The following is a 13,376-nucleotide window of genomic DNA, read 5'->3' as shown; positions in this document are numbered from 1 at the left end:
TCACAGATTAATGGACGGTTTGTGAACCTGATTTTCGCTTTTGACATGCAGCGGGTGTTTATGCTCAAATGACAGCAGGTCGAGATATTGCTTTTTCGCCGGTATGTGAAAAAGCTTGGTCGCCTTCGCTAGGTCATTCTGGGTAAATACAAAACCAACAAATTTCGGCAGATTAAGCAGCATATTACTGTCGATATAATAGCGTTCCGCCTGGCGGATCATCCGGTCGGTTTCCATTTTCTCCGTCAGGGCGATATCCGTTTTCACTTTTCTCATCTCATCGTCAACCAGAATAGAGCCGGTCATCCTAGCCACCCAGTCGGCGGTATCCGGATCACGAAGGCGATAAACCAGCATGAATTTACAGTTCTCAATCACCGAACCGGCAACGGCATTCCCCTCCAGGTCTGCCGGACAGTCATACAAATCTTTCACCGACTGATGCGCCATGATGATATGCACGCCTTTATCTCTTGCCGCACCAAGTCCCTCAAGCGCCGGGCGGGAAAGGTGATATTTAAGTTCATCCAGGAAAATAGCGACAGAGCGAGGTTTGCCTTTTATCCGGTCACGTGTTTCGGCTATCTGGATAAGTCGTGTTAAAATCATACGTTGCGCTGAAATGATTTTCTGATTACGCATCGATCCAATGATGTAACAGCAGCCACCTTCGTCAAATATTGTCTTTAATGAAAATCCCTTACTGGCATTAATGGAATTCACTAAAGCGATTTCCTCCAGCTCACCATAAAAAGCAGGTACATTTTCACTGAGAGATTTCACAAAGTCAGTGTTAAATAAGTCGCGTAATGTCATGCCCTTTTCATAAATAGCTGCCGTATTTCTGGCAGCCCGGCGGTCGGCGATACGATAAAAGTCAGCACCTTCGCCTTTTTTACCCAGGCTGAAACCGGCATTAAACAGTTCCTCCAGTTGTTCATGAGAAATATCAGCCAGTAAATCAAGCTGAAAATTAAGGTCATTCAGGTTAATAAGGACGAATTGTTTTTCCGCTTTCTGACAGGCCTCCTGCAGAACATGCGGTGCCCACTCATCATTTTTTGGGTCCTCTACAAATACGCCTTCACCTGAAAGTATTGCCTGATAAAGCAGCACACAGGCACTGACGCCTTTACCAGACCCTGTGGTGCCGATAAGGTCGGCGTGCTGAGTTTGAAATTCTTCGGCGGGGATATATTGCGGCTGGTTGTCTTTATCCAGCCCGATAAAAATACCTTTATTCAGGTCAATATAATCCAGCGGATTATACGCAATGCTGTCAGGTAACATGTTTCTGATTTCACGAACATCTGTTCTGACATTTCTTTCCAGTTTACTTTTTTTAATCATTCGATGTTTTAAACTGTCGATTTCACCCGTCAGCAGCCTTCGGACTGCAATATGAAAAGCCAGACCTGCCAGCGTAAATCCGACAGTCAGTATCCATAGTGGTAATCTGAGCAGAATGTCATTATCGAGCATCTTAAAGAAAAAACTCAGCCCCTGAATGGTCAGCGGTGACAGGGTGCCAAATATGAGAAAGAAGGTGGATACACCCGCCATCAGTTTTAACCAGAAGGGGGCGTTTTTTCTTTCTTCGCGTGGCAGATGAAAAATAAAGGGCAGCGTCAGCCCGGCAAGCACGGATAATATGACCGGGTTGTGTTGCAGCCAGAGCAGAAAAACAGAAAAGGCATCCGAAAAGGCATTCAGCCTTTGCAACAGATGAGTTCTCATTGCAGTGATCTCCGGTCTGATTTCGGTGTGGCGGGCGCATCACATGGACGTCACCGATGGACGTGATACCCCACGCCCCTGCGCGACGCCCACCGGTGACGCCCATAAAAGGACGAAAAGCACTGAACGCCTCCGGCGCTCATGCCCGTCATTCGGGCGTTTCAGAAGTCTGCCGACCGGTGGTCGTCAGTCCCCTGAAACGCCCGAATGACGGGCAACGGCGTGTGACATTACGCTCGGGCTGGACGCTCTCATTGCATGTCACATGGGGGTAATGTCGTGGCTGGACGCCGCGCCAAAACCCCCAGGGTCAACGGCGGCACACCGTCGCACGCTATGCGCGACCACCCCCTTTAAGACGGTCGCTTTCGCCTTTTTCTTCCCTTTGCTCGTTCCTCGCAGCGGGAATAAAAGGGAAGCTGACCTTTAAAGAGGGTGGTCGCGCCACGCTACCGGCTTTTGGCCGGAGACTTAGCTGCGACGGTGTGCGGGGCGATGCCCCCCAAATAAATCGCTGTCGTGGGCGACAGCTTTTCGCTCGCTGGGGCGGCGAAATTTATCCGGCTCCCCCCGGCCTGCAAAATCCGCGTGGGCGCGGCTGTTTGCAGGTGAGGCGCGGTGCCTGAATTATTTTCGCTCCTTAACCCGCGAAAATATTTCTGTCCGCTGCCTCATTTTTACGGCCCCTGTTTCTTCGCTTCTTAATCCGCGAAAAACAGAAGCCGTAAAAACCTGAAAACCGTCACGCTCTGTGCCCGTCTCGCCAGTATTAACCACGAACGCGGCCATATTTACTGATGACCTGACTGATAGCCGCCGGGTCTGCCGAAACACATTCAAGTAAAAACGATTTTCTGGCATCGGCCGTATGGTCAGGAAGAAAACCGTGTTTATTCTCTTTCACGATATTAAAGAATGCCCGTTCAGCGGAATGACATTCACTGCTGCCGCTGTTTCCCGTTGTTTTACCGTACATACATAAAACCACTTCGCAGGCATCAGCGGCCATTGCGGATGTTGAACATGACGCCATAACGCCGAGAAATAATAAGGAGAGTATGACTTTCTTCATTTCAGTCACCGGTATGATTAATGAAAGGTTGCGTATTTAGGGTAATGTTATTTGCCAGAGTTATTGTCTGAATGCCTCTTTCATGCTTTTTAAATGAACTGGCTTAAAGTAAATATCACTCATCCGGCGCACATCGCCGTGTATGTCAATACTGACGATGACATCAATGCTTTTAAGTACCTTGCGTAACAGCACATCAAAGGGAATATTCCGGCAGTCGGGGTTTTCATAGCAGCGGTCAATGATCCCTTCAATACATTCTTCCGGGCTGCCCGCATGCAGGGAGGTGATTAGTCCTTCATGTCCCGAGCCGACAATTTTCAGCCCGTCCCACGCTTCACGCCCACGAATTTCTGCCAGTAATATCCGGTCAGGGTTCATACGATAATTAGCCCGGATCAGCCTGCCGGGTGTGACAATGGCGTTATCCCCGGCATCCGCCGGGTAAAAAAGATGAACATAATTGGCATGGTGATAAAAGCGGATTTCAGGATTATCTTCAATCGTTACCAGCCGGAGATGCAGCGGAATATAATGCAGCAGCGTTTTCATATAGGTGGTTTTACCGGAGCCGGTTTCACCCACAATAAAAATTGTTTTGCCGTATTCCACCGCCTTTTCCATAAAGCGGGGAATATCCCCGCTGTGGTATAACCGGATCAGTGCATTATCCTGACTTTTCGTATTTTCCTGACCGGCCACGCGCTGATAAAATCCCGCATCAATCCATGACTGATGTGTTTTCTGTTCAAACGAGGGCTTGCGTAACGTAATGGATACCGTATTACGCTCACAGGCGGGGGGAATAATCGTCTGAATACGCTCGCCGGATTCGAGCGTGGCCGACAGTATCGGTGACGTATCGTCAATATTATCGTCATGCCAGGACGCCAGTGCTCTGGCAAAGGCGTAACACTGACGCAGCGTGATCGGGGATTCACGCTGCTGCCATGCCCCCTTTATTTTGGTGTGCAGTTCCCCCGGTCGGTTAATCGCGATTTCGGTCAGCCCTTCGACTGGCAGATAATCACCGAACAGCTGATTTTTCATAAAATCCAGTGACAGGTTTTCAGCGCTCATACCATTTCTTTTTTAGCTGTAGTTGATAAACAGAGGAAAAATCAATATCCGTGCCGGTCATGATGCCGATCACATCGCCCTGGTTCAGGTACATCGTGGGCGGGATACTGATGCTGTTTTCCAGCGTCGTTTTCGCCATTTCCGCCGTGGCGGCGCGGGTGTTTTCGGTATAGTCGGTATTGCGGTCTTTACCCGGCGCAGCATCTGATGCCGCTGCCGCCACGTCCTGCACGGTACTGAGCATCAGGGCGTTGCCGAAACGCTCCCAGAAATGGCTGTCGATCCAGCCTGCGATCCCTGCTTCACCGAGCGGGCCAGTGGCCTGCGTATCAGTGAAAGGGATTTGCAGGCTGCCGGGCTCCGGTGTGCGCAGCTCCGTCCACAGCACAAACATCCGGCTGCGCCCGTGTTGCAGTGCGCCGGTGCGGTAGACGCCACGGGCGACCGTTCCTGCCGGGATCAGCTTCACATGGTTACTGGCGCTCCAGACATTCTCACTGATCAGGCAGGAGATATGACCGCCAACATCGGATACGAAGCGCCGCATCATCGAACACGGAATATAACGATCCACCGGGATATAGAGATCGGGATCGAGGCCCAGCCGCCTGACACCGGTGACGCGGGCAACGCCCGGATCGTCGTTGTTATTGCTGCCTGCCGGTGCTGTCGTATCCGGGCAGCGCAGGCGTCCATCTTCGCCACTGACCAGTACAGACTGACAGGATGTGTACGCCGTGGAGGCTGACGGTCTGCCCGACGTTTCCGTGTTGCTGCGCACTCCTCTTCGGGACGTGCGTGTATTGTCCCCTGACCCTGTACTGCCGCTGTTCAGCCCGTCTGCCAGTGCTGCCGCCTTGTTCAGGGCGGGCTGCCCGGGCGGCAGAGCTGGAGTGGCCGGGGCGCTCTGACTGGCAGGGCCTGCGCTTTCCTGCCTCCCTGGCCCGAACAGGCCAAACGGGTTACTGTCCATGCCCAGATTCTTACGCTCCTGCAGCACTGCCCCGGAGGAGGGCGGCGCGGTGTCAGATTCTTTCTCAGCACCCCTTTTCAGGGCGCTGAGAAGACGATCGCCACCGGATGCCAGCGCGATGACCAGTACCAGACTCAGCAGGCTGACGATCAGCGTGCGGCGACCAGAAGCTTTACGAAAGCGGGTCACTTCCGGCTGACCGGGCGGCGTTTTCTGCTCCGGTTCCTGATATGCCATTGCCGCGCGGGCGCGTTCGCGGGCTTCTGCTTCCCATTCTGCGGTGGTTTTTTCCGGTTCGTCCGGGAAAGATTTGTCGGTCATTTTTCCTCCAGCGTAACGGACGGCGAAACGGTGTCACTGTTGGTCAGCGGGATACGCCCGAATCCGTCGTTTTCGATCCCCACCACCGAGCTGCCGTAACGCAGAACCAGTTGCGGCGATGCCGGAACCACCATCACGGTGTAGTTGCCCCGTTTAACCGTTCCGGGCGTGACCGCCTGCTTCTGGCCGTTAACCACCCGGAAAACGGAAGGCAGGGTTTTCGCAGGAGAAAAACCGATATACGCAAAACGACCGTCATCCCAGGTAAAGTCCGGGGCGATGGCGGCGGAACCGGCGGCCACCCGTTTTGTATAGCGCCAGTTGCGCGGCGTGGTTGTCTGCCCGAATGCCGCCGCTATCCGCTGCCGGTCCAGTGTTTCCTGCTGTCGTTGCTGGAGGGTGGCGCTGGTGGCCGCTGACTTTTTCCGCTGCTCATCGGGATAGTGGTAGCGGATAACAAAGGCCTGGGCGGGCGAGTCTTTATCCAGCACGTTCAGCTCCAGGCTGTAATCGCGCTTCGATGTCACCACGAACAGGTTGGTTTTCCAGTCTTTTGCCGTCGGCAGAAACACCTGACTGACGTTGTTGCCGCTGGCGTCCGTGACCGGCTGGGTAATCGGGTTCGGGCTGACGCCCACCCGGTTATCGCTTTTCGTCACGGTCCAGCCTCTGGGGAAACCCGCCTGCGCATCGATAACGGTTTCATCATCATCAAACACCAGCATGGTGACGTAGCCGGGTCGGGTACTGGCGACCGTGGCGTTCTGGCTGTTGTACGTGACGTTCTGCATCCGGCTGTCATACGCGCTGCCGCGCGGTGTCGCCGCGCTCCATGCCACGCATGACGCCAGTAAACCCGTGAGGAGCAGAATGTATTTCAGCATCATTCCCCCCTCAGCTCTTTGTCGCGCTGGTAGCTGGTGACGATAAAGCCCAGCGGGTTCACTTCGCGCTGGCTGTCGGTCAGTTGCCGGTGCGGGACGTAGCGGTATGTGAGACGGATATTCCACACATCCGTTTTCACAGAATTATCAGCAATACGGCGGATAGTGCGCTTGATACGCAGGGTTGCCAGATTATCCGGCCCGGTGGCAGGCGTATGAACATTGGAAATAATGTCGATATAGACAACATATTCCGCCTTATTAAAAATAACGTCCGGTGCCTGGTCACCGTTAAACCCGTCCAGATAGTCCCGGTTCACGCTGTCGCTGTTAAATAACTGTACGTCGTCATAATCACGCTGGAGGGAGAAATAATTATACCCCTCGCGAAGTCTGACATAGTGTGCTGCCAGAGAGTGCGCCAGTGCTTTTTCAGACGAGATATCCCGCTCCTTCACACGGGTCATATATTCATAGCGCCCGGTCTGTTTATCCACTGACCATAATTCAGTGTCGGTAGTTTTCAGCGGCAGCAGAATAATAATGGCCGCAATCGCCATTGCAGCCAGAATCAGTCCGGCAGCGGCCACCCGCCAGGCGGTTCTTCGGGAACGCTCTTCCTTTTCCAGCAGGATGGATTCAAAAGAGCGGGAAACATTAACAATGTTCTGAATATCAGACATGGTGAGTCAGCTCCTGAATGATGGCGGGGGAATTCACCGGCTCGGGTTCGCCGGATACCGGCGGGAGGTCGCCCTGATGCCGTGCGCAGCCCGTGAGCGCGCACAGCATCAGAAGAAAGATGCTGAATTTCATGGAAGCCTCTTATCGTATGGATGCAGGAATGCCGCACCGGTGGCGCTGGGCACGGCGTGACGGGGAAAGGAAATTAACAGCCGGGAGGATTAACGGTAACGCTGCCGGTTCAGGCGTTTCATACTTTCGATGGCGGCGGCGCGTTTCTGCCAGGCGCTCACGGTTTTACCCACGCCTGCGCCGGTGAGCCTGCCTGTCGCCGCGGCGACGGCCATGCCGCCTTTCGCAGCCAGGCGGGCACCTCCCTTTACACCCGGCCCGGTGAGGTCGGCGGATTTATTCGCCAGTCCGCTCAGGCCACTCATGGCTGCACCCTGCAGCACCGCCTGTACGGCGGCCCCGCTGAGTGCGCTGGCGAGCTTCGCGGAGAACCAGACCACCACACCTGCCGCTATCCCGGCCAGCAGGCACTGCGCCGCCAGTGTTACCATATTGGTTTCAGCGGATGTTTTTGTTGCAGCATCCAGTATCTTATTCAGGTAATTAATGGCAATACGGATGGATAAGGCAGAAAACATGATCGTTAATATTGCCGCGAAAATTGTTTTCAGCCAGTTATCAAACATCGGTTTAAGAAAACCGTACAACAGGCAGAAAATAAAGAGCGGCGCGGTGGTCGTCATTAACAGGATGGTGATTTCGGCGAGCAGGTTCACAAAGGTGGCTGCCATCAGCAGGACAACAGAGCCGCCCCATACCAGGACTTCGGCAAGGCCGCCATTCAGTTTGACGTAAGTTGAGGTGTCCATATTAAATAACTTTTGCCCCAGCGCCTGTGCCTTTTCCCAGACGGTATCGAGCAGCGCCCAGACGTTATCATCGCCGCTGATACCGTCTTTGAGTCCCTGGATAGCCGCTACCGCCAAATCCAGCCAGCCATCCCGGTTTAACGCAAAGGTGGTGATCAGCAGCATTCGCCCCACATCCCAGACGACATCTTCAACCGGGGTCCGGAGTTTGCCAGCCAGTGTCTGGTAACCGCGGTACAGTATAAATAAGGTAAAAGAGCTGACGATGATGACGCTGATCATCGTGCCGTAAGTGGAAGACTGACCTTCCAGTACGGCATTCAGTCCATCCATGATGTTTTTGTCCATACCAACAAAAATACCACCGGACATGATGCCTCACCTGATATATAAAGAAAGGAAATAAAAACAGGGAGAATTCCCTGTTTTGCTGGAGGAGAAATTACTGTGTCACTGCATTTCGTTTTTCAGCTTCCTGCTGAAATATCGCCCCGAATTTCTCCTTAACCCCGGGCTGGCCTTCCTGTGCAAACATAAGTGCTGCCCGGTGGGCAAATTCGCAGTTATCGCTTGCCTCGCCATCCTTCAGGCATTGCGTATAAACCGCATATGTTTCGTCAGGATGCTGCTTATACCAGGCTTCGGATTTGGTTTCCTTGCAGCCGGACAGTAATATCACGCCTGAGAGTGTGCATAAGGTGATTAAGGATCTGAGCACGGATAACCTCCTTATAAATTATTAAGGTCAGCAACAGGTGCCGTTAGCTGCTGCTGTTCAAAGGCTTTCTGTCTTTGCTGTTCCAGCAATGTCGTTCGCTGTTCAGCCTGTCTGACAGACATCTCCCACTGATTCGTCAGCGCATTTAACTGTACGCTTTTCGCCGCGATGGCGTTAGCCAGATCCTGAGACTCTTTCGAGTCCTGCGCATTCGATATACGGTCAGATAAGTCTGATATGTCGCTGAGTGTGCTGTTGATCCTGTTTTCAACGTCAGTGGTATTCTCAATCGCCATTGCCTGATTGAGGATCATCTGTTTACAACTGTCGGCCAGGCCCTGAGATTTTATTCCTTCCTGTTCCTCGCTGCATACGCTGAACGATTTGTATTTATTGTAAAGGTTTTGCAGTTCAGAAGAATATGAACTGTTTTGCGTGGTCAGCAGATCATCCAGTGAAATACCGCTCTTACGGAGATTATCAATATCGGTTTTCAGACTTCGGGCATCACTGAGAAAACCCTGAATATCCCGCACGCCGGTTGCGGTAGCCAGTTGCTTCTTATATGCATCAAGTTCACTTTTATAATGGGTAGCCGTATCCTCCCATTGCTGTAGTTTCTGCATCCACTGGTTAATGGATTCGGTATTCTGCACGGCATCGAAAACCGGTATTCCGCCGCTGAACGCCTGCGTCGAGAAAAATAACGATAATGCCAGAAAGGTATATCGGGTCCGCATATCAATGACCTCCGTATGAATATCAGATTGCCCGCTCAAGGAAGGTTTCTTTCCATTCATCAGGTCGCATACCGTCCTGATAAATGGCATCGAATATTTTCAGGTTGTCCTCACTGCCGCTGAGAAGCCGGGTGAGTTTACCCAGTCCGGACAGATCCATTTTCGCCATTGCCACAAACGGGCGCGTTTCCCCGGCCCGAAGCGGTGTTTTCAGGATGACCATATAATGCTCGCCTGGATCCAGATTCCTGACCGTCTCATAAACGCTGTCCGGCACTTTCATTTTCTCCACGTAATCCGTATGGCTGGCCTTCGGGTTGGCGAGGAAAATCTGGGTGCCGCACTGCTCAATAATCGCCGGGGCGATGGGGTGTCTGACGATTTCATCCGGTGACTGTGTTGCCGGGACGAAGATACCGTTCAGCTTGCGGATGACTTTCAGCATATTGAGGGAGAAGCGGGAAAATTCGACATCGGCCAGCCAGCGCCAGAACTCATCCATAAACATCACCAGGCGGCGACCGTCCAGCAGGCTGGTCACGCGATACAGCAGGTAAAATGTGATGGGGCCGCGAATATCGTCATCATCCAGAAATTCGGTGCCGTCGATACCAAAGTTATCGACATCGCTGATGGTGAATGTATCGGCCTCGTTATCAAACACCCAGCCGAACTCGCCCCCCTGCGCCCACTGTTTCAGGCGAATACGCAGCCCGTTGGTGCGGGCATCTGTAGTCGGCGGCTCCGGCAGCACTTCCAGCAGCCGGGTGATCCCTAACCGGCGGTACTCCGGCGGATAGTCCAGCATGATGGTGTCAACGGCGACACTGATCCGCTCCTCATCGCGCGGATCGAGCGGCTTACCGTTGCGGCGGCACAGCATGCGCACCAGCCGTTTGATGAAACTGATGTTCCGGCGGGTTGGCTCCAGCGCAAACGGGTTGAAGCCGGTGGGCTCGCCGGTACGGATGCGGAAGTATCGTCCACCCGCCTGGCGGATCGCCATCTCCGCCGCCCGGTCCTTATCGAAATACACCGTGGTCAGCCGTTTGATGGTGGCAGAAGGCGCAAACGTTGCCGGGTTACGGTACTTCTGCATCAGCTGCTGCATGACAGTCATCAGCAGGGTTTTACCGGAGCCGGTTTTTCCGATAATCGCCGTATTCCCCGGCGTTTTCTCACCGGTGTCATCCCGCCCGGCCTGGCTGTCGTGCAGGTTCAGGTAATACCCGCCACCGCCGGGAGATGTGAGGATGGCGATGGCTTCCCCCCACGGATTACCGCTGCGTTTGTGGGGATGGAAGTTATGCAGGCAGGCCATATCGGCAAAATTCTGGCTGCTGACGGCCACCAGTCGGGGACGCAGCGTATAGACGCCCGGCAGTTGCGCCAGATATGCGGCGGGCAGTGACAGGGTGGAGAGCGTCGTCATAATACCCAGATCGGCGAAGGGCTGGGCCAGAACGTTAGTGTCCTTCACCACCTGTCCGGGACTTTCTGAGGAGATCAGCAGGGAAAAGTGGAATTTACCGCACGACACATGCCCGGACTGCAGCAGGTCGCGCAGGACAATCAGCTCTTCGCGCTGGGAAATCGCGTCGTCGTCCGTGGAGTTCAGCCGTTTTTCCGCCAGCCGGATATGATGCTGCGCCTCATCCCGTGCCATGCAGGTAAAGGACTGCGTCAGAACATACTCGCTTTCAGCGTACAGCAGCGCATCCAGCATACCGGTATGGGTTTCCGGGGAATAATCCTTAATCTCCAGGCTGCGGAAGAAGCGGGAACCGCTGACCGTCTGGCATTCACCGGTGTCGGTGGTGAAAAACACGTCTGGCGTACTGAGCGTTTCATAAAACGGCGAGCGCGTTACGGTCACTTTCTGCCAGCGACCGGTAAGCAGACGATGGAAGAACGCCAGTTGCGAGGAATATACCCGCCCGTTTTCTTCATATATCCCCAGCGGCGTTGCCATATAGCGGGATAATGAAGATTCCAGTGCTTCACGGTATTCCTGCATGATTTTGAGCGCGTCATCCAGAGCTGGCTGGCGTTTACCGTGCGACTGCGCTTTCATGGTTTTTTTCTCAATCGCAGATAACGGCGCGTAGCAGACGGTGAAAAACAGCCGGTGCCGCCAGAACGGTTTTTCTTTTACCGGCTGGTAATACCGCCGGGTCACGTCATCAGAAAAGGGTATGCCCGAACAGGCTTCAAAAGCATCATGGTATTTTTCACGGAGCCGGTGAATATAAAATGTTACCGGCAGACCTTCATACGAGCGGATAATATTGTTCAGATGCGTGGCCATCAGGGTCAGGTGATGTTCGTCTTCACATTCAAAGACTGTACCGCCCAGTTCCCAGGTGGCAACCAAATCACGGTGACGGTTTCTGATGACGTAAGGGTGAATATGGGAGGAATACGGAATATATTTATCCAGCGTAATACGCTCGTTTAATTTCATTTTCTGAATAAACTCCGACACATCAACATTATCGTACTGGTTTGCCAGAAGGGCATTCGCGCCAAAATGCTTACTGGTGAAAAGTCGCCCACGGGTTTTAAATGCCAGCCAGAGCAGACTGAAATAATGAATATCCTTCCGGGCTTTATTTTTCATTTCCGCCCAGGCCGGGATCAGCAACAGTGCCAGGTAATAGCTGACATAGACCGCCAGCAGGACGATGGCCCCGCTGACGAGAACGAACGGCACAAGAGGAATACCCATAATGGCGGCAGGCCGCGTGAGTGCTTTATTCAGCGTAGCCATCGTTACCTCGCTTATGACACCCAGTAGGCACCGAAGCCGGACGCGCCGACAATCAGGATCGCGCCGATGATGACGTTACGCATGTCGTGCAGGCTCTTGCCGTCGAAAAGCACCTTGTAGCCCACCCACATGGTCGCCAGCGTGATGGTGACGGCGGCCAGTCCCAGCAGGCCGGTCGAAGTATTGCTCAGTGTCTCATTGGCCTTGTTAAATCCGCTGTCCGCCGCCAGCAGCGGGGCAGGCAGCAGCACGGAAGCAACAACGGAGTAACGGCGTTTACGCATGATCATTTATCCTCATCAGGGATAACAGGGATAGCGCCGCGAATGACGGCACCGGGATAATGCAGAGAAGTCAGGATCGGCGCAGTGGCACCGGCAGGCTCGCCGCGCAGCACAACGGCGGGATAACGGACAGAGGGCTGTACACTCCGGTCAGGGGCACGGTGCCGGTCTTCCCGCGTGGACGGGACGACATAGCCAATGCGCTGTACGTAGCTGATCTGGTTAAAGGCGGATTCCGGTCGCTGTCCGGTTTCAAAGTTGCCGGAGTAGTAACAACTGAGTGCTCGTTTCAGGGTGCCGCCGCGCCGGTAACAGTCGGCGAGAATGCGCTCAAATACCGACAGATTGATGCAAGGGTTAAGTAGGTCGCTGGCCGTGACGCTGTAATGGCGGAAATTGGTGCTGGTGATTTGCATCAGTCCAACAGAGTAACGGCGGCCCTGAGCCATCAGGCTGCGGAGAATATGCTCTGCCTCTCCCCGACTGGCTGGCTGGTGAGAATTAACGTTTTTATCGCCGGAAGATTCTCCGGAGTTCGGGACAATCTCGGCAATGGCATACGGGTTAAAACCGGATTCCACCCGCGCCACGTCGAGTGCCGTGGACGGATGAATGCTGGCGGCGCACTGCATGGCCGCCGCCAGAAAGGCAGTGGTGGAAAGCATGATGGCCTCAGAAAGCAGACAGCATGCAGGGTCTGCAGACGCTGCATGCTGTGGAGTCAGAATCAAAGGGATTACTGCGCGGTTTCGACAGGAGCCGTACTCTGCTGCGGACTGTTTTCCTCGCGGGGTTCCAGCAGGACTAGTTTGCCGGAGACGGCAAAACCGGGCGTCAGGACAATATTCAGACCGGCTTTACCGTGGTGAGCAAAGGCAACGCCGACTTTTGTCCAGTACGTATTTTTCTCGCCCTGAGTATCCGGCTGACTTTCCTGGGCAACATATGCATAATAATCGGGTTTTCTCATGATGAGCCCTTTTAATAAAATGGTAGAAAATAATATTTTTCGATCACGTCCCGATTCTGCATTCCGGTTTTAACGGGTCAGCGAGAACATTCAGCGGCACCCTGAATTGTGGTTTTGTGACAGCCCGTTCCGTATTATTAAAGAGCAATACCCGGCCCGGACGAATTAACGTCCATTAGGGCAACCATTCTGTAATGGCGTGCTCAGCATGAGGGGTCTGGATCGAGTCATAAACGATAAACTCAAAACAAAAATGAAAGAG

General features: G+C 53.5%; 14 protein-coding genes. All 14 read right to left on the bottom strand.

The features are described from left to right. Complete coding sequence (locus tag ENGE1_RS06950; protein ID WP_064360582.1) at positions 1 to 1,737, bottom strand: type IV secretory system conjugative DNA transfer family protein; 1,737 nt, start codon at positions 1,735 to 1,737, stop codon at positions 1 to 3. A gap of 769 nt (positions 1,738 to 2,506) precedes the next feature. Next, the gene (locus ENGE1_RS26830; protein ID WP_073971308.1) at positions 2,507 to 2,809 is read right to left on the bottom strand and encodes a TrbM/KikA/MpfK family conjugal transfer protein; all 303 of its coding nucleotides are present in this window, start codon (positions 2,807 to 2,809) and stop codon (positions 2,507 to 2,509) included. A gap of 60 nt (positions 2,810 to 2,869) precedes the next feature. Next, positions 2,870 to 3,889, bottom strand: a complete 1,020-nt coding sequence (gene virB11, locus ENGE1_RS06945) for a P-type DNA transfer ATPase VirB11 (RefSeq protein WP_064360581.1) — start codon at positions 3,887 to 3,889, stop codon at positions 2,870 to 2,872. After that, on the bottom strand, positions 3,879 to 5,183 hold the full coding sequence (gene virB10 / locus ENGE1_RS06940) for a VirB10/TraB/TrbI family type IV secretion system protein (protein ID WP_064360580.1): 1,305 nt from the start codon (positions 5,181 to 5,183) through the stop codon (positions 3,879 to 3,881). The genes virB11 and virB10 overlap by 11 nt, the downstream gene beginning before the upstream one ends. After that, entirely contained in the window at positions 5,180 to 6,067 is an 888-nt protein-coding gene (gene virB9, locus ENGE1_RS06935) for a P-type conjugative transfer protein VirB9 (RefSeq protein WP_064360579.1), read from the bottom strand. The genes virB10 and virB9 overlap by 4 nt, the downstream gene beginning before the upstream one ends. Beyond that, complete coding sequence (locus tag ENGE1_RS06930) at positions 6,067 to 6,750, bottom strand: VirB8 family type IV secretion system protein (RefSeq protein WP_049096908.1); 684 nt, start codon at positions 6,748 to 6,750, stop codon at positions 6,067 to 6,069. The genes virB9 and ENGE1_RS06930 overlap by 1 nt, the downstream gene beginning before the upstream one ends. Next, positions 6,743 to 6,883: a hypothetical protein gene (locus tag ENGE1_RS28960; protein WP_032936799.1), complete on the bottom strand. Its 141-nt coding sequence runs from the start codon at positions 6,881 to 6,883 to the stop codon at positions 6,743 to 6,745. The genes ENGE1_RS06930 and ENGE1_RS28960 overlap by 8 nt, the downstream gene beginning before the upstream one ends. An 89-nt stretch (positions 6,884 to 6,972) precedes the next feature. Beyond that, positions 6,973 to 8,004, bottom strand: coding sequence for a TrbL/VirB6 family protein (locus tag ENGE1_RS06925; protein WP_064360578.1), 1,032 nt, complete (start codon positions 8,002 to 8,004; stop codon positions 6,973 to 6,975). Between the two features lie 70 nt (positions 8,005 to 8,074). Next, positions 8,075 to 8,350 carry an EexN family lipoprotein gene (locus ENGE1_RS06920; protein WP_064360577.1) on the bottom strand — a complete coding sequence of 92 codons (276 nt, stop codon included), beginning with the start codon at positions 8,348 to 8,350 and terminating at the stop codon, positions 8,075 to 8,077. Positions 8,351 to 8,361: 11 nt separating this feature from the next. Continuing rightward, positions 8,362 to 9,090, bottom strand: a complete 729-nt coding sequence (locus ENGE1_RS06915; protein ID WP_064360576.1) for a TrbJ/VirB5 family protein — start codon at positions 9,088 to 9,090, stop codon at positions 8,362 to 8,364. Positions 9,091 to 9,112: 22 nt separating this feature from the next. Then, positions 9,113 to 11,860, bottom strand: coding sequence for a VirB4 family type IV secretion/conjugal transfer ATPase (locus ENGE1_RS06910; protein WP_064360575.1), 2,748 nt, complete (start codon positions 11,858 to 11,860; stop codon positions 9,113 to 9,115). Positions 11,861 to 11,871: 11 nt separating this feature from the next. Beyond that, entirely contained in the window at positions 11,872 to 12,150 is a 279-nt protein-coding gene (locus tag ENGE1_RS06905) for a TrbC/VirB2 family protein (RefSeq protein WP_049096914.1), read from the bottom strand. Next, positions 12,147 to 12,809 carry a lytic transglycosylase domain-containing protein gene (locus ENGE1_RS06900; protein WP_064360574.1) on the bottom strand — a complete coding sequence of 221 codons (663 nt, stop codon included), beginning with the start codon at positions 12,807 to 12,809 and terminating at the stop codon, positions 12,147 to 12,149. The genes ENGE1_RS06905 and ENGE1_RS06900 overlap by 4 nt, the downstream gene beginning before the upstream one ends. A gap of 71 nt (positions 12,810 to 12,880) precedes the next feature. Continuing rightward, entirely contained in the window at positions 12,881 to 13,114 is a 234-nt protein-coding gene (locus tag ENGE1_RS06895) for a hypothetical protein (RefSeq protein WP_064360573.1), read from the bottom strand. Positions 13,115 to 13,376: the final 262 nt, after the last annotated feature.

This window comes from Pluralibacter gergoviae ATCC 33028 = NBRC 105706 (assembly GCF_001598855.1).
Taxonomy (GTDB): Bacteria; Pseudomonadota; Gammaproteobacteria; order Enterobacterales; family Enterobacteriaceae; genus Pluralibacter; species Pluralibacter gergoviae.
Note: the sequence above shows the minus strand (reverse complement) of the source record. Positions and strands in the feature narration are given on the sequence as shown.

Bases quoted from the DNA above. Each gene is read 5' to 3' on its own strand.
- ENGE1_RS06930 (WP_049096908.1), bottom strand. From the start codon at position 6,750: ATGTCTGATATTCAGAACATTGTTAATGTTTCCCGCTCTTTTGAATCC.
- ENGE1_RS28960 (WP_032936799.1), bottom strand. From the start codon at position 6,883: ATGAAATTCAGCATCTTTCTTCTGATGCTGTGCGCGCTCACGGGCTGC.
- ENGE1_RS06910 (WP_064360575.1), bottom strand. From the start codon at position 11,860: ATGGCTACGCTGAATAAAGCACTCACGCGGCCTGCCGCCATTATGGGT.
- ENGE1_RS06950 (WP_064360582.1), bottom strand. From the start codon at position 1,737: ATGAGAACTCATCTGTTGCAAAGGCTGAATGCCTTTTCGGATGCCTTT.
- ENGE1_RS06900 (WP_064360574.1), bottom strand. From the start codon at position 12,809: ATGCTTTCCACCACTGCCTTTCTGGCGGCGGCCATGCAGTGCGCCGCC.
- ENGE1_RS06895 (WP_064360573.1), bottom strand. From the start codon at position 13,114: ATGAGAAAACCCGATTATTATGCATATGTTGCCCAGGAAAGTCAGCCG.
- virB10 (WP_064360580.1), bottom strand. From the start codon at position 5,183: ATGACCGACAAATCTTTCCCGGACGAACCGGAAAAAACCACCGCAGAA.
- virB11 (WP_064360581.1), bottom strand. From the start codon at position 3,889: ATGAGCGCTGAAAACCTGTCACTGGATTTTATGAAAAATCAGCTGTTC.
- ENGE1_RS06915 (WP_064360576.1), bottom strand. From the start codon at position 9,090: ATGCGGACCCGATATACCTTTCTGGCATTATCGTTATTTTTCTCGACG.
- ENGE1_RS06925 (WP_064360578.1), bottom strand. From the start codon at position 8,004: ATGTCCGGTGGTATTTTTGTTGGTATGGACAAAAACATCATGGATGGA.
- virB9 (WP_064360579.1), bottom strand. From the start codon at position 6,067: ATGCTGAAATACATTCTGCTCCTCACGGGTTTACTGGCGTCATGCGTG.
- ENGE1_RS06905 (WP_049096914.1), bottom strand. From the start codon at position 12,150: ATGATCATGCGTAAACGCCGTTACTCCGTTGTTGCTTCCGTGCTGCTG.
- ENGE1_RS26830 (WP_073971308.1), bottom strand. From the start codon at position 2,809: ATGAAGAAAGTCATACTCTCCTTATTATTTCTCGGCGTTATGGCGTCA.